Source organism: Agromyces indicus (genome assembly GCF_031432295.1).
Lineage (GTDB): Bacteria > Actinomycetota > Actinomycetes > Actinomycetales > Microbacteriaceae > Agromyces > Agromyces indicus.
The window spans coordinates 417,696-431,723 of the sequence record NZ_JAVKGS010000003.1; the positions used below are offsets into that span (position 1 = coordinate 417,696).

Annotated in this window: 13 protein-coding genes; 5 read left to right on the forward strand and 8 right to left on the reverse strand. The window is 71.1% G+C overall.

Annotated elements, in window-relative coordinates; all coding sequences use genetic code 11:
- The first annotated feature begins 73 nt into the window (after positions 1-73).
- The 3 genes from RH861_RS11855 to RH861_RS11865 all read left to right on the forward strand — a co-directional run bounded on the left by RH861_RS11855 (position 74) and on the right by RH861_RS11865 (position 5,198).
- On the forward strand, positions 74-3,046 hold the full coding sequence (locus RH861_RS11855; protein WP_310521134.1) for a DEAD/DEAH box helicase: 2,973 nt from the start codon (positions 74-76) through the stop codon (positions 3,044-3,046).
- A 323-nt stretch (positions 3,047-3,369) separates the two neighbouring features.
- Positions 3,370-3,519: a hypothetical protein gene (locus tag RH861_RS11860; protein WP_310521135.1), complete on the forward strand. Its 150-nt coding sequence runs from the start codon at positions 3,370-3,372 to the stop codon at positions 3,517-3,519.
- Between the two features lie 92 nt (positions 3,520-3,611).
- The gene (locus tag RH861_RS11865) at positions 3,612-5,198 is read left to right on the forward strand and encodes an SLC13 family permease (RefSeq protein ID WP_310521136.1); all 1,587 of its coding nucleotides are present in this window, start codon (positions 3,612-3,614) and stop codon (positions 5,196-5,198) included.
- 14 nt (positions 5,199-5,212) lie between these two features.
- Here RH861_RS11865 and RH861_RS11870 read toward each other — a convergent pair whose 3' ends face one another.
- The 3 genes from RH861_RS11870 to RH861_RS11880 all read right to left on the reverse strand — a co-directional run bounded on the left by RH861_RS11870 (position 5,213) and on the right by RH861_RS11880 (position 8,419).
- Positions 5,213-6,469: a hypothetical protein gene (locus tag RH861_RS11870; protein ID WP_310521137.1), complete on the reverse strand. Its 1,257-nt coding sequence runs from the start codon at positions 6,467-6,469 to the stop codon at positions 5,213-5,215.
- An 85-nt stretch (positions 6,470-6,554) separates the two neighbouring features.
- On the reverse strand, positions 6,555-7,916 hold the full coding sequence (locus tag RH861_RS11875; RefSeq protein ID WP_310521138.1) for a hypothetical protein: 1,362 nt from the start codon (positions 7,914-7,916) through the stop codon (positions 6,555-6,557).
- A gap of 68 nt (positions 7,917-7,984) precedes the next feature.
- Positions 7,985-8,419, reverse strand: coding sequence for a DUF1761 domain-containing protein (locus RH861_RS11880; protein WP_310521139.1), 435 nt, complete (start codon positions 8,417-8,419; stop codon positions 7,985-7,987).
- A gap of 177 nt (positions 8,420-8,596) precedes the next feature.
- Here RH861_RS11880 and ppk2 point away from each other — a divergent pair, with 177 nt between their 5' ends.
- On the forward strand, positions 8,597-9,439 hold the full coding sequence (gene ppk2 / locus RH861_RS11885; RefSeq protein ID WP_310521140.1) for a polyphosphate kinase 2: 843 nt from the start codon (positions 8,597-8,599) through the stop codon (positions 9,437-9,439).
- 128 nt (positions 9,440-9,567) lie between these two features.
- On the opposite strand, the gene RH861_RS11890 is transcribed toward ppk2, so the two are convergent.
- A complete protein-coding gene (locus tag RH861_RS11890; RefSeq protein ID WP_310521141.1) occupies positions 9,568-10,146 on the reverse strand; it encodes an alpha-ketoglutarate-dependent dioxygenase AlkB in 579 nt (192 codons plus the stop codon).
- 157 nt (positions 10,147-10,303) lie between these two features.
- Here RH861_RS11890 and RH861_RS11895 point away from each other — a divergent pair, with 157 nt between their 5' ends.
- Positions 10,304-10,495, forward strand: coding sequence for a hypothetical protein (locus tag RH861_RS11895; protein WP_310521142.1), 192 nt, complete (start codon positions 10,304-10,306; stop codon positions 10,493-10,495).
- Between the two features lie 89 nt (positions 10,496-10,584).
- On the opposite strand, the gene RH861_RS11900 is transcribed toward RH861_RS11895, so the two are convergent.
- The 4 genes from RH861_RS11900 to RH861_RS11915 all read right to left on the reverse strand — a co-directional run bounded on the left by RH861_RS11900 (position 10,585) and on the right by RH861_RS11915 (position 14,014).
- Positions 10,585-11,391, reverse strand: a complete 807-nt coding sequence (locus tag RH861_RS11900; protein WP_310521143.1) for a cytochrome c oxidase assembly protein — start codon at positions 11,389-11,391, stop codon at positions 10,585-10,587.
- Positions 11,384-11,881 carry a DUF2243 domain-containing protein gene (locus RH861_RS11905; RefSeq protein WP_310521144.1) on the reverse strand — a complete coding sequence of 166 codons (498 nt, stop codon included), beginning with the start codon at positions 11,879-11,881 and terminating at the stop codon, positions 11,384-11,386. Before RH861_RS11905 ends, RH861_RS11900 begins: the two co-directional genes overlap by 8 nt.
- A gap of 85 nt (positions 11,882-11,966) precedes the next feature.
- Positions 11,967-13,067: a LacI family DNA-binding transcriptional regulator gene (locus RH861_RS11910; protein ID WP_067945563.1), complete on the reverse strand. Its 1,101-nt coding sequence runs from the start codon at positions 13,065-13,067 to the stop codon at positions 11,967-11,969.
- A 17-nt stretch (positions 13,068-13,084) separates the two neighbouring features.
- Positions 13,085-14,014, reverse strand: coding sequence for a PfkB family carbohydrate kinase (locus RH861_RS11915; protein ID WP_310521145.1), 930 nt, complete (start codon positions 14,012-14,014; stop codon positions 13,085-13,087).
- Between the last annotated feature and the right edge of the window lie 14 nt (positions 14,015-14,028).

The window sequence follows — 14,028 nt, forward strand, 5'->3', positions numbered from 1 at the left end:
GCAGCTTGAGACGCTGCCACCGTCGCAGCAGCGCGTCTCGCGTGTAGCGGATCCCGAGGCCTCCGAGCTTCTAGTGCAGCACGTGACCCGCGCTACTCAGCGCGCACTCGTCGACCTCCACAGCACGGAGGACCGCGTACGTGTGGTCAATCGAATTCTGGAAGAGCTCGGCCTACTCGAGGAAGTCCTCGAACCCGAACTAAGGATGCTTCAGCGGCTCGCACCCGAATCGGGCCCCGGCGTGATCACCTACCCCGATGTCCGTCCCGTAATTCCCCTTGGCGAGACGGCTCTCCTGACGAATGCACGAGATGAACCACAACTCGGGCACGAACTCCGGGCAGAGATCGACACGTCCGACAAGGTCGACCTGCTCTGCGCATTTGTGAAGTGGCACGGGTTGCGGGTGCTCGAGGAACAGCTTAGGCGGCTGCGCGAACGGGGCGCCGGACTGCGTGTCGTGACAACGACGTATATCGGTGCGACTGACCCTCACGCACTCCGGCGATTGGTCGAGCAGTTCGGCGCTGAGGTGAAAGTCCAGTACGACATCAGGCGCACCCGCCTTCATGCGAAAGCCTGGCTATTTCAGCGAAACACCGGCTTCGACACCGCCTATGTTGGCTCCTCAAACCTCTCGAAGGCGGCGCTTCTGGAAGGGCTGGAATGGAACGTGCGTCTCTCGAGCATTGCGACGCCGGGCCTGATCTCGAAGTTCCGTGCCACCTTCGACAGCTATTGGGCGGATGAGTCGTTCGAGCCCTACGACCCAGACCGTGACGAGGATCGTCTCAGGGGCGCACTCGCGGAGGCGTCCGGACGACGCACGACTGACCGCGTGACGGTTTCGCTCTCCGGGCTGGATGTGCGCCCATATCCTCACCAGACCGAGATGCTCGAAGCGCTCGACGCCGAGCGAAAGGTTCACGACCGCCACGAGAATCTGCTGGTAGCGGCCACCGGAACGGGGAAGACGGTGGTCGCGGCTCTGGACTACCGGCGGCTTCGTGAGCAGGCAGGTGGAAAGGACCTGAGCCTCCTGTTCGTCGCTCACCGCGGCGAGATTCTGACGCAATCGCTGCGCACGTATCGCGAGGTCCTCTCGGACGGCAGCTTCGGTGAGCCGTACCACACCGGCGAGATGCCGACTCGCTGGCGTCACGTGTTCGCCTCAGTGCAGTCACTTTCTCGGCTGGATCTCACCAGGATCCGCCCGGATGCGTACGACGTCGTAGTGGTCGACGAGTTTCATCACGCGGCCGCGTCGACGTATCGACGGCTTCTCGAACACCTGCAGCCGAAGGAATTGCTCGGGCTCACGGCGACGCCAGAGCGGACCGACGGCTACGACGTTCGGCAATTCTTTGGGGGACGCAGCGCACACGAGCTTCGAGTGTGGGATGCCCTTGACGCCGACCTGCTGGTGCCGTTCCACTATTTCGGGATCGCAGACGAGACGGATCTCACGCACATCGAATGGAAGCGCGGACGCTACGACGAAGCCCAGCTGAGCAGCCTTTTCACCGGTAACGATGCTCGCGCTCGAATCGTACTAAACCAGGTCCGGGACAAGGTCGGCGATTTGGACGCGATGCGCGCCGTGGGCTTCTGCGTCAGCGTCGACCATGCGCACTACATGGCCCGCGTCTTCCGCGACGCAGGCATCTCCTCCGCAGCCCTCACCGGAGACACTCCAGCAGAAGAGCGCGCGTCGATCTTGCGTCAGCTCCGCGGTGGGAAGCTGAACGCGGTCTTCGCTGTCGACGTGCTGAACGAAGGCGTGGATATCCCCGAAATCGACACCGTCCTCTTCCTGCGCCCCACCGAAAGCGCAACCGTGTTCATCCAGCAACTCGGTCGCGGACTCCGCCACAGCGATTCGAAGGCCGTATTGACCGCACTCGACTTTGTCGGAATGCATCGAAAGGAGTTTCGCTTCGACAAGCGCTTTCGTGCACTCACCGGCGCCAACCGAACCGGGATCCGCCCGCAGGTTGAAGCGGGGTTCCCCTTCCTTCCGGCTGGCTCCCAAATCGTACTCGACCGTGTGAGCAGGGAACTCGTCCTTCAGAGCATCCGCAACCAGCTCTCGCTCTCGACACGGGAGCTCATCTCGGAGGCTCGCTCCACCGACCGCAACAGCCTCCGCGACTTCCTCACCGCAAACGGACTTGAGCTCAGCGATGTCCTGCGATCGGGCACGCCGCCCCGCACCTGGACCACGATCAAGCGCGATGCGGGTCTTCCAACGCCGCCGGCTGGGCCAATTGAGCAGACGGTCTTGAAGCGAGTCCGTGCGCTCGCCCATGTCGATGACCCGGAGCGCGCTGACACGTATGTGCGGCTGCTGCGCGGACAGCTTTCGCCTGGCACGCTGACTCCGCTTCAGGAAGCTCACGCCGGGATGTTCTTTTACTCGATCTGGCCTTCTGGCGGGGGATTCTCTGACGTAGCGGCGGGCTTGGAGGCGCTTCAGAACGAGCCCGCAGCCCGCGCCGAAATCGCAGAGGTGGTTGAGCTCAGCATGGATCAGACCGGCCGACTCACCCGCGTGCCTGCGGAGCTGCCGAACACGCCCCTTCGAGTCCACGCCCAGTACCAGCGCGAAGAGATTCTGGCGGGCCTCGGATGGGTGCGGAAAGGGCGGACGCCGAATAACTTCCGAGAGGGCGTCGTCTGGATCGACGAGCTGCAGTCGGACGCGTTCTTCGTGACGCTGAAGAAGTCGGAGCGCGAGTACTCGTCGACGACGTTGTACCGCGACTATGCCCTAAGCCCGACGATGTTCCACTGGGAGTCACAATCGACGACCTCCGTCGATTCGAAGACAGGTCAGCGATACATCCAGCACCGAGAACGCGGCACGAACATCTTGATCTTCGTCCGCGAGGCGAAAGACAACGATCTGGGGACGTCGCCGTATGTCTTCCTTGGGCCGGCCGAGTACGTCTCGCATGAAGGCGATCGCCCGATCGCCTTCACCTGGCGGCTCAAGTACCAGATGCCTATGGAGCTGTTCCTCGCGGCGAGTGCGGTGGCAGCGTGACCGCGTCGCCGCCATCAGCTCGATCAGCGGGGCGGCTCGCGCGCGGCGCGGCGAATCGCGCGGTACGACAACTGACCGCCGCCGGCGGCACTGCGCCGTTCCCGATGCAGAACTGGATCACGGGAGGCTTCCGCGCCGAGGGCCGTGCGGGTCGGGCGCGGCGACCTGCAGGGGCTGTGAATGGGACAGTCGGGGCGACCCGCGGTACGCAAGGATGCGGGCGAGGTGTTCGCCGAGCTGCTGGCCGGGATCAGGTAGCGGCGCCCACAAGCTCCGGTGCCCGCACTTCCCCGCGCCGAGGCGGCCGAGAGGAGAATGGGCTCGTGGAGCAGCGCGACGCGGCATCCGACGCCGAGACCGACCCGGGCCTGGCGACGGGCGCGGTCTGCTGGCTCGCTGCGACCTGCGCCGAGTGCGGAGCGCTCGTCGAGGGCGGCACGTGCTGGAACTGCGGGACCCGCCGCTCGGAGTGAAACCCGGGCGACACCGCGACCGAACAGGGACCCTCGAGACCAAGCCCAGAATCCTCGGTGCGGCGACGCCCCGCGCCCACTAACGTCGAGCCATGGTCGACCCCATCGTCGCGACGTTCGTCATCCTGGCGCTCGCGATGGTCGGGTTCGTGAGCGGCCGCGTCCCGATCGCGCTCGTCGCCGTCGGCGTGGCGCTTGCGCTGTGGGCGACGGGCGTGATCACCCTCCCCCAGGCGCTGGCCGGGTTCGGCGATTCGACGGTCATCTTCATCGCGACGCTGTTCGTCGTGAGCGAGGCACTGGATGCCACGGGCGTGACCGCGTGGGCGGGCCAGCAGGTGATCGGCCGGGCGGGCACCGGCCGGCGGCAGCTCACCGTCGTCATCGCGCTGATGGTGGCGGTGCTGACCGCGTTCATCAGCCTGAACGGCGCCGTCGCCGCGTTGCTGCCCGTGGTGGTCGTCGTGGCGCTCAACGCGGGCATCGCCCCGTCGCGCCTGCTGCTCCCGCTCGCCTTCTCGTCGCACGCCGGTTCGCTGCTCGCGCTGACCGGCACCCCGGTCAACGTGCTCGTGTCGGATGCCGCGGCCAACGCCGGCGGCGAACGGTTCGGGTACTTCGAGTTCGCCTTGGCCGGCCTCCCGCTGCTCGCGATCACCGTCGCCATCCTCGTCACGTTCGGCGACCGCCTGCTGCCCGAACGGAATGCCGACCAGCTCGACACCGCACCCGCCGATCCGGCCGCCATGGCCCGGGAGTTCCGCCGCAGCTACGACCTGACGCACGACACCGGCACCTTCTACACGCCCGACGAGGGCGTCGCCGAGGTGATGATCACCCCGCGGTCGGAGTACATCGGGCGCAAGGTCTTCCCGGGCATGACCACCCTGCGCGAGAACCTCGTCATCATCGCGATCAAGCGGAACGGGGAGCGTCACGCAACCACCGACGAGACCGAACCCGAGGCGCTGCGCCCGGGCGACTCGCTGCTCGTCCGAGGCCCGTGGGATGCCCTCGAGCGCTACGTCCGCCTGCCCGGCATCATCCCGGTCACCCAGCCGCAGTCGCTGCGCCGGGCTGTACCGCTCGGTCGCGGCGCCAAGCGCGCCATCGGCGTGCTCGTCGCCATGGTCGTGCTGCTCGCGTCGGGACTCGTGCCGGCCGTCGTCGCCGGCCTCCTCGCAGCGGGCGCGCTCGTGCTCCTGCGCGTGCTCGACCTGCCGCAGGTGTGGCGCTCGATCCAGTGGAGCACGGTCGTGCTCATCGCCGGGCTGATCCCCTTGTCGACCGCGTTCATCGAGACCGGCGCCGCAGAGCTCGTCGCCGGCTGGCTGCTCGACCTCGTCGGCACGGCGAGTCCGCACCTCGCACTGCTGGCAATCTGCCTGCTCACGCTCCTGCTCGGTCAGGTCATCAGCAACGCGGCCACGGTGCTTGTCATGATCCCGATCGCCGTCTCGGTCGCCGCCACCCTGGATGCCTCGGTGCAGCCGTTCATGATGGCGCTCACCGTCGTCGGCGCGGCTGCCTTCTTCACCCCGATCGCCACGCCGGTGAACCTCATGGTGCTCGAGCCCGGCGGGTACCGCTTCGGCGACTACTGGCGCCTCGGCACCCCGCTCGCCCTCGCCTACGTGGTCATCGCGGTGCTCTGGGTTCCGCTCATCTGGCCGTTCTGAGCCGGCGCGACCGATCAGGATGCCGCGGCGACCCGCCCCTGCGCGCGGAACGCCTCCACGTCGCGGCGCGCCAGGTCGACGGCCTCGCTCGCGAGCGAGGCGACGCGACGCGCCATCGCCAGCACGCGCGCGCCGTGGTCCGCGTCGATCACCGCGACCGTCTCGGTCGGACTGCCGAGGCAGTGCGCCAGGGCGGTGCGAATGCGCTCGGACTCCGCGAGGCGCGTGAGCGCCTCGGCGCCGATCCAGCCGGGGTGACCGGCGATCGCGTCGCGCGCGGCGTCGAGGCGGCGGTCGGCGTCCTCGATCGCGTGGTGCACGTGGTGCGGGTGGTGCACGGATGCCACGGGCGACGTCGCGCGTTCGCGGGCCGGCGCGAGCGCGGCATCCAGCGCGGCATGCGCCTCGCGCACGCGCGCTAGGTGAGCGAACGGGTCGATGTTGACGCCCACCGCAGGCAGGTCGGCGAGTGCGGCCCGCAGCTCGGCGATCGCCTCGGCCACCCGGTACGGATGCGGCTCGGCGGGCACCGCGGCGAGCGCCCGACGGGCCTCGTCGACGGCGCCGGCGAGCGACGCTTCGGCGCGCAGCGCCTCGACCTCGAAGTCGTCCACGGCGTCGAGCAGCGCGGCGGCCCGATGCACGGCGGCAGCGGATGCCTCGAGCGCGACGCTCGCCGGATCCACCTGTCCGGCGGCCCGCCGCCGCGCGGCCACGGCGACCCCGTGCTCGGCGAACGCGAGCAGCTGCTCGGCCTCGGCCGCGTTGGCGGCGACCGGCGCCAGCGCCGCCCGCGCGTACCTTGCGGCCAGCCGCTCGAGCGTCTCGCGCGCGTGCGGGAGGCGTGCACGCAACTGCTCGGCGTCGGCGTGCACCCCGGCGAAGATCTCGGGCGCGCGTCGCAGCCGCGCAGCGGCCTCGGCGACGGCCGCCGTGTGCTCGGCGAGCACGCGCTCCACCGACTCGCACAGCTCGATCACCTGGAGCGAGCGCGCCCGACTCTCGGCCGACGACCCGGGATCCGCGTCACGGTTCCGTCGGTTCAGGCGGAACGCCTCGTTCAGGCTCCGGCGTGCCATCTCGAGGGCGGCACCGAGTCGGGCCGCGGCATCCGCTCCGAGCTCCGCCTCGGCGAAGCCGAGTTCCTCGGCGACCGCGCGGATGCGCTCGTCGGCGGCGAACAGGGCCGATCCGGCCCGCTTCGCCAGCTCGGCGTCGTGGACCTCGATGTCGCGCGCACTCCGTCGGCGGCTGACCCGGAACCCGGCCATAGTCCATGGTAGGCGCGAGCGTCTGCGCGCACCATGGGATCAGGACGGGCGCCGGCCGCGAGGCATCCGCTCGCCCCTCGCCCGGTCAGCCGTCGAAGAACCCGTCGAGGATGCTGCCGATGACGAGGCCGCCGAGGATGCCGCCCATCATGTCGCCGCCACCGCCGCGGCGGCCGCCTCCCCAGCCCGGACCGCCGGGGCCGCCCCACTGGTCGTACCCCTGCGGACGCGACGAGTCGATGTCGCGCCGCGCGAGGTGCAGCGCCTCCCCCGCGAGCTGCGCCGCTCGCCGGGCCATGAGCATGGCCTGTTCGCGGTGGTCCTCGTCGATGACGCTCGCGGTCGCCGCGGGCGTGCCGAGGAAGCGGTCGAGGTCGAGGCGGGTGCGCTCGGCCTCGGCGAGGCGGGTGCGCGCGTCGGCGCCGATCCAGCCGCGGTGCCCGGCGATGACGTCGCGGGCGACGGCGAGCTGCCGGTCGGCGTCGTCGATCGCGTGGTGCACGTGGTCGAGCGGCGGGATGGGACGTGCCGCGCGTTCGCGAGCGGCGGCGATCGCGGCATCCAGCCCCGCGTTCGCCTCCCGCAGGCGGTCGAGGTGCGTGAACGGGTCGGTGTTGACGCCCGCGGCCGGCAGCGCGGCGAGCGCGGCTTGCAGCTCGCCGATCGCCTTCGCGACGCCGGGCGAGTGCGGCTCCCTGAGGGCGACGGCGATGTCGCCGCGCGAGTCCTCGACGATCGCCGCGAGCGTCGACTCGGCCCGCAGCGCCTCCACCTCGAACGTCTCGACCGCGTCGAGCAGGGTCGCCGCACGACGCACCGACTCGACGGATGCCTCGATCGCGAGGTTCGCCTGCTCCCGCTGCCCCGCCTCGCGGCGCCGCTCCGCGACGCCGACGCCGTGCTCGGCGAACCCGAGCAGCTGCTCCGCCTCGGCCGGGTTCGCCTCCACCTGGGCGAGCGCCTCGGGCGCGTACCGGGCCGCGAGCCGGTCGACCGTGTCGCGTGCGGTCGGGAGGCGCTCGCGGAGGAGCGCGACATCCCCCCGCACCCCGGCGATGATCTCGGGAGCGCGCCGGGCTCGCGCGATGCGCTCGGCGAGCGCCGACGTCTGGTCGTCGATGACGTCCTCGGCCCACTCGCAGAGCTGCACGATGCGCGCGTTGCGCGTGCGCAGTTCTTCGCGGGTGTCGGGGATCTCGTCGTGGTTCAGCTGGTGCAGGTGGAACGCCTCGCTGAGGTGCGTGCGCACGGTCGTGAGCGCCTGGGTCAGCGGCTTCGTCGCGTCGGCGCCGAGCTCGGCCTCGGCGAACACGAGCTCGTCGGACGTCACGCGGATCCGCTCGTCGGCGGCGACCAGCGCCGAGCGGGCGCGCTTTGCGAGATCGGCGTCCTGCGCGTCGAGCTCCTGCTGCTCTTCCCGTTTGCGCTTGCCCCAGAACCCGGCCATGTGACGATCCTACGGTCGGCGGATCGGGGCGCTGCTGGGAGCGCGCTGGCTGGAGCGGCGGACCGCGGCTAGACGGTCCCCGCCGGCGGCCACACCCCGATGATGAGGCCCATCACGACCACCGTGACGAGCTCGTGCCCGATGTTCATCGTGGTGAGCGCCGAGGGCCGGCCCTCGAACGCGTCGTGCGTGATGAACCGCGCCGCGGTGAAGCCCGCCCACAGGATGAACGCGGTGAACATCGCCGCCATCAGGTAGCTGCCGCCGTAGAAGTGCCACGCGATCGTCGCCGCGCCCGCGAGCACCCACGCGGTCACGAAGCTGACGAGCACGGTGACCACGATCGGGCCGACGGCGCTCGAACCCGGCCGGTCCATGTCGACGTTCGCGAGCTTCGACCAGCGCGTGCCGAACACGCCTCTCGCGTACCAGATCGTGCCGACGACCATGCTCGACAGCGTCGCCAGCAGCACCGCCCAGTAGTTGATCTCGGGGACCGTCATCTCCGCCTCCTCGCCGCGACCGAGGCCGCTTGCCCGGGCGCTGCAGTCCGCAGCGCACGAGGTGTTGCTGGCCGCGAGCGTACTCCTCCCGGGGCGCGCGTGGGGGCGCAGCGCGCCGGATGCCGCGTGCAGCGCCGTGCCGCGGCATCCGCTCTAGGCTCTGGTCAGGGGTGCCCGATGACCAGACGGATGCCGAAGGCGCTGTACGAGCGCGAACTGCGCGCGTTGCAGGCGCAGCTCGTCGACATGCAGGCGTGGGTCGAGAAGACCGGCGCCCGGGTCGTGGTGATCTTCGAGGGGCGGGATGCCGCGGGCAAGGGCTCCGCGATCAAGCGCGTCAGCGAGTACCTGAACCCGCGCGTCACCCGCATCGTCGCGTTGCCCACGCCGAGCGAGCGCGACAAGACCCGGTGGTACTTCCAGCGGTACGTGCCGCACCTGCCGGCGGCGGGCGAGATCGTGCTCATGGACCGCTCCTGGTACAACCGCGCCGGCGTCGAACGCGTGATGGGGTACTGCACGAACGAGGAGTACCAGCGGTTCCTCCGGCAGGCGCCGATCTTCGAGCGGATGCTGGTCGAGGACGGCATCATCCTGCTGAAGTACTGGTTCAGCGTGTCGGACGTGGTGCAGGAGGAGCGGTTCCGCTCGCGGCTCGAGGACCCGATGCGGCGCTGGAAGCTCAGCCCCAACGACGTGATGTCGATCACGAAGTGGGAGGACTACTCGCGCGCGAAGGACACCATGTTCGTGCACACCGACATCGCCGAGGCGCCCTGGTACGAGGTCGAGAGCGACGACAAGCGCGCCTCGCGGATCAACATGATCTCCCACCTGCTGTCGAAGGTGCCGTGGGAGCCCGTGGAGTGGGAGCCGATCGTGATCCCGCGGCGGCCGCCCGCCGGTGGGTACGAGCGCCCGCCCCGGGCGTGGACGAACTCGGTGCCGGATGTCGCGGCCGAGCTCGTGCGGCGGGATGCCGGGGGCGGGTCGGACGCCGGGGGCGGCGCCGACGGCTGACACCCGCTCGCTTCCTCGGTCGCGGCTGCTGAGAGCCCGCTTCGCCGACCGGCATCGGAGCAGGGTCTCGGTCGTGAAGTCGGTACCGGAGTACCGAAGTACCGGACCACCGCGGTTCCGCCGGCCCTTCAGTCGTCGCGCGCTCGCCGCTCCGCGAGCTGCCGGAACGTCACCGACCACCGCTCCGCCGGGACGGCCGGGATCGAGTGCTGCCACGCCCACCGTGCTGCGCCCGTGAGCGCATACGCCGACCGCGGCGCCAGCGGCTGCTCGAACACCCGGCGCTCGCCGCTGGCCGCCGTCCGCTGGAACCGCATGACGCTCGCCGATCCCAGCGAGACGCCGACCACCACCGCGCCGAAGACCATCACGTCCTTGTGCCAACTGATGGTGGCGCCCGGCGGGTACCGCGTGACGAGCGCCTCGACGAACGTCGACGGGTCGACCTCCGCGAACTCGGCGGCGCGCTCGCGCAGTCCGAAGAGGTACTCCGGGATCGGTTCGACCTCCGAGGTGCTGCGGGAGTCGAAGTCGTACCCCACACCGAACGCACGGGTCAGCCGCCGCGACGGCACGCCGTGCAGCACCAGCGGCGTGACGTCGAGCGCCGCGAACCGCTCGAGGAGCGTCCGCTCCTCGCCCTCGGTGATGAGGTCGTCCTGGTACCGCAGCCCGGCCGGCCGCTCGACGACTCCGCGCATGGCCATGCCGCCAGTATCGGCGGCCCTCCTGTGGTTCGGCAGCGCCTTGCGCGTGACCGGCGAGTGCGGCATGCGGATGCCACGGCCGCGGCATCCGTGCTGTCAACCGCCTGCCGCCGCACCGCGGCCGCGTGCGAGCGTGGAGGAAACGGAAGGAGACACCGTGACCGACATCTCGACGGGCTTCCAGGACCCGGGCGACAACAAGGACGCCGACCGCGACCGCATCCCCATGACGCAGGTGGATGACGAGGAGGTCGCCAAGCACCGCACGACCACGGCTGACGCGCCCTCGGGCGAGGGCACCGGGATCGGCGGCGAGCCGACGCGGCTGCCCGCCGACGACGAGTCCTGACCGATTCGAGTCCCGCTTCGCCGATGGAGTCCGCCAGACGAGCGGGCTCCATCGCACGAACGGCACTCCAGCGGGGCGCGCCGCGGCGATCAGGCGGCGGACGGCGACCACCGTCCGGCCGACGGCGCGGACGCCCGCGGGCCCGGGGCCATGGCGCGGTACCAGCCCGCGAGCAGGATCACCAGGATGGCGACGTCGACGACGTCGCCGCCGTAGTACATGACCGCGGCGCCGAGTTCCGCCTGCGCCGCGCTCACCCCCGCGGGCGGGTGGGCCGCGATCCACTTGGCGAGCACGCCGTGCCCGGCGAAGGCGACGAGCAGGACGACGGTACGGAACGCCGGACCCGGCCGGTGCGGCGCCGGGTCCCGTCCGATCATCGACGCTGTGAAGAGGTAGCCGGCGACGAGGACGTGCGCAGTCACGGCCGCGGCCAGGAACGGGTTCGCGTGCATCCGCACGAACAGGTCCGTCGTGTAGAGCACCCACAGTCCGCCGACGTTCAGCACCGTCGCGGTCACCGGATGCGCGACGAACCGAACCGGCCGTGAACGGAGCAGCGCCGACAGGCGCCGCGCCGGCACCACCGCGAGCGAGCGCAGCGCGAGCGTCACCGGCGCAGCCAGCACCAGCAGCAACGGGGCCACCATCCCGACCAGCAGGTGCCCGGCCATGTGCGCCACGAACGCCGAACCGCCCGCCCCCGCGACCAGACCGGCGAGCCCCGCGTACACGGCGCCGAGCCCCAGCAGCCAGCACGCCGTCCGCGCGAGCGGCCACGGCCGACGGCGGCGCGAGCGGATGACGGCGGCGACGTAGCATCCGCCGACCGCCAGCAGCACCGCAACGAGGATCAGCTCGCCGGGCCACGCCGACGACGCCGCATGCTCAGGCATCGCCGCGCCGCCGTGCACTCACGAGCAGGAGGGCCCCGACGACGATCAGCGCGACCGAGACGCCGTTCCACACCAGGTCGTACGGCAGCAGGTCGACGCCGTACCGGATCTGGTGAACCCCGAGCGCCTTGTGGAGCACCGTGCCGTCGAACAACTGGAAGCCGCCGGAACCGAGCAGCACCGCGCCCCACCAGCGCATCCACTGCACCGAGTGCCGACGAGACAGGTCGGCGAGGAGGAACAGTCCCCCCACCGTCGCGAACCAGCCGAACGCGTGGAAGATCCCGTCGGAGACCAGCCCGATGTCGGGCGTCGACCGGTCGTAGAAGTGGTGCCAGTGGAGCAGCTGGTGGAACACCGCCTCGTCGATGAACGCGGCCACCCCGATGCCGAGCAGCACGCCGGAGGCGAGGTTCCGGCCGCGGGCGCGCTCGGGCGCCGCATCCGTCGTCGTGCGCGCCGCGGGTGCGGCACCGCGGTCACTCGGCATGGGTCCTCCCCGGCTCGGCGGTCCGCGCCAGTCTTCGACCCGCGTCGCCGCCGGGCAAGGAGGTTGCCGGTGCCCCGACCGGCTGCTAGCGATCCGCGACCGGCGGCGCCGACACCGACGCCCGCGAGATGAGCTTGGTCTCGAGGGTGTGGCGGGAACGCGGCGTGGCCTTGCCGTCGATGAGGGAGAGCAGGGTCGCGGCGGCCGTCTCGCCGAGCTCGTGCATGGGCTGCTCGATCATCGTCAGCGGCGGATCCATGACCGCGGCCCACGAGCTGTCGTCGAAACCGATGAGCGACACGTCGGCCGGGTAGGCGAGGCCCGCGGCGCGCACCGCGCGCAGCGACCCGGTCATGGCGTCGGTCTCGGTGCAGAACACCGCGGTCGCCCGCTCGGGCAGCGCCAGCATGCGCGTCACCTCGTCGGTGGCCCGCGACTCGGTCTTCTCGCCGACCATGACCAGGTCGGGGTCGAAGGGGATCCCCGCGTCGTCGAGCGCGTCGAGGTAGCCGCGGAGGCGTTCCGCGTCGGTCCAGAGGTTGCGGGATGCCGCGGCGAGCAGCTCGCGGCGGGTCGCCGGCCGCCCCTCGGTCGTGGGGCCCCAGACGAAGCCGATGCGGGTGTGGCCCGCCCGGATCAGGGAATCGACGGCCTCGCGGGCCGCCTCGCGGTTGTCGATCACGACCGCATCGAGGTCGAGGTGCGAGACCTCGCGGTCGACGAGCACCACGGGGATGCCGCGCTCGATCGCCGCCGTGAGGTGCGCGACATCCGCTCGCTCGACCGCCGCCGAGGCGACGATGACGCCGTCGACGCGCTTGTCGATGAGCACGTTCATGGCGGCGATCTCCTCGCTGAGCGACTCGTGCGTGCTCAGCACGATCGTGTCGAAGCCGCGCTCCCGCGACGTGTCGGAGATGCCGCGGACGACGCCGGCGAAGAACGGGTTGCCGATGTCGGCGACGATGACGCCGAGTGTGTGCGTGACGCCCGTCGACATGCTGCGCGCGAGCGCGTTCGCCCGGTAGCCGAGCTGCTCGGCCGCGGCGAGCACGCGCTCGCGGAGCTCGGGGCTCACGTAGCCGTAGCCTCCGAGCGTGCGGGCGGCGGTCGCGCGGCCGACGCCCGCGGTCGCGGCGACCTCGGAGATGGTGGGCGGGCTGGGTGTTCGCTCGCGTTCCGCCATGCTCCCGTGCCGCCCTTTCACCCGTGCGCCTCGACTGTCGCCATGGTAGCCGCGACGGGCTCGGCGGCGAGGGTGACGGGAGGGCCGGACGGGCGCGCGCGACCGAACGCGCCCTCGACGAAGCACTGGTCGTACGCGGCATCCGCCCCGGCGGCGAGCGCGGCCGCGAGCCGATCACGCGACGGCGCTGAGGCGCGCGTCCATCCGCTGCCGAGCAGGGAGACGACGAACCCCGCGAGGAACGCATCCCCGCAGCCCATGGTGTCGACGATCGTGGCCGGGTCCTCGACGAGCCGCGCCGGGGCGGCGACGGTGAGCGTGCCGTCGGTGACGACGGCGCCGTCCGTACCGCGGGTCGCGAGGGCGACGGATGCCCCGCGGTCGACGGCCCGCGCGAGGAGCGCCTCCGTCTCGTCGAGCCCGAGGTGCGAGCACGACAGCAGCACCAGGTCGGCGTGCGGCGCCACCAGGTCGAGGTAGGCGTCGGTCCGGAACTCGTCCTCGCTCGACAGGTCGAACGACACGAGCGCACCGGTGCCCGCGAGCTTCGGCAGCTGCGACTCGCTGCGCGAGTACACGCTCGAGTGCACGAGGTCGAAGCTCGCCGCGTAGGCGAGCAGGTCGTCGTCGAGCTCGAGCGGCGAGCGGACGGTGACGCCGCCGCCGTTCCAGCCGAGGAACGTGCGCTCGCCGTCCTCGACGCGCAGGGTCGACACCCCGCTCTCCCCCGCCCGGACGACGCACCGGCCGACGTCGACGCCCTCCGCCGCGATCGCCTCGCGCAGCAGCTCGCCCGCCTCGTCGTCGCCGAACACGCCGAGATAGCCGGCGTCGGCGCCGAGGCGGTGGGCGAACACGGCGACGTTGACGCTGTTGCCGCCGGGGTAGTCGAGGCCGCGGTCGAGGAAGCGGTCGACGATGTTGTCGCCGAAGCCGAGTACGCGCATGTGCGTCTCCTGAG

Excerpts from the sequence above, each read along its gene's own strand:
- RH861_RS11865 (WP_310521136.1), top strand. The coding sequence starts at position 3,612 with ATGGTCGACCCCATCGTCGCGACGTTCGTCATCCTGGCGCTCGCGATG.
- RH861_RS11870 (WP_310521137.1), bottom strand. The coding sequence starts at position 6,469 with ATGGCCGGGTTCCGGGTCAGCCGCCGACGGAGTGCGCGCGACATCGAG.
- RH861_RS11875 (WP_310521138.1), bottom strand. The coding sequence starts at position 7,916 with ATGGCCGGGTTCTGGGGCAAGCGCAAACGGGAAGAGCAGCAGGAGCTC.
- RH861_RS11880 (WP_310521139.1), bottom strand. The coding sequence starts at position 8,419 with ATGACGGTCCCCGAGATCAACTACTGGGCGGTGCTGCTGGCGACGCTG.
- ppk2 (WP_310521140.1), top strand. The coding sequence starts at position 8,597 with ATGACCAGACGGATGCCGAAGGCGCTGTACGAGCGCGAACTGCGCGCG.
- RH861_RS11890 (WP_310521141.1), bottom strand. The coding sequence starts at position 10,146 with ATGGCCATGCGCGGAGTCGTCGAGCGGCCGGCCGGGCTGCGGTACCAG.
- RH861_RS11900 (WP_310521143.1), bottom strand. The coding sequence starts at position 11,391 with ATGCCTGAGCATGCGGCGTCGTCGGCGTGGCCCGGCGAGCTGATCCTC.
- RH861_RS11905 (WP_310521144.1), bottom strand. The coding sequence starts at position 11,881 with ATGCCGAGTGACCGCGGTGCCGCACCCGCGGCGCGCACGACGACGGAT.
- RH861_RS11910 (WP_067945563.1), bottom strand. The coding sequence starts at position 13,067 with ATGGCGGAACGCGAGCGAACACCCAGCCCGCCCACCATCTCCGAGGTC.
- RH861_RS11915 (WP_310521145.1), bottom strand. The coding sequence starts at position 14,014 with ATGCGCGTACTCGGCTTCGGCGACAACATCGTCGACCGCTTCCTCGAC.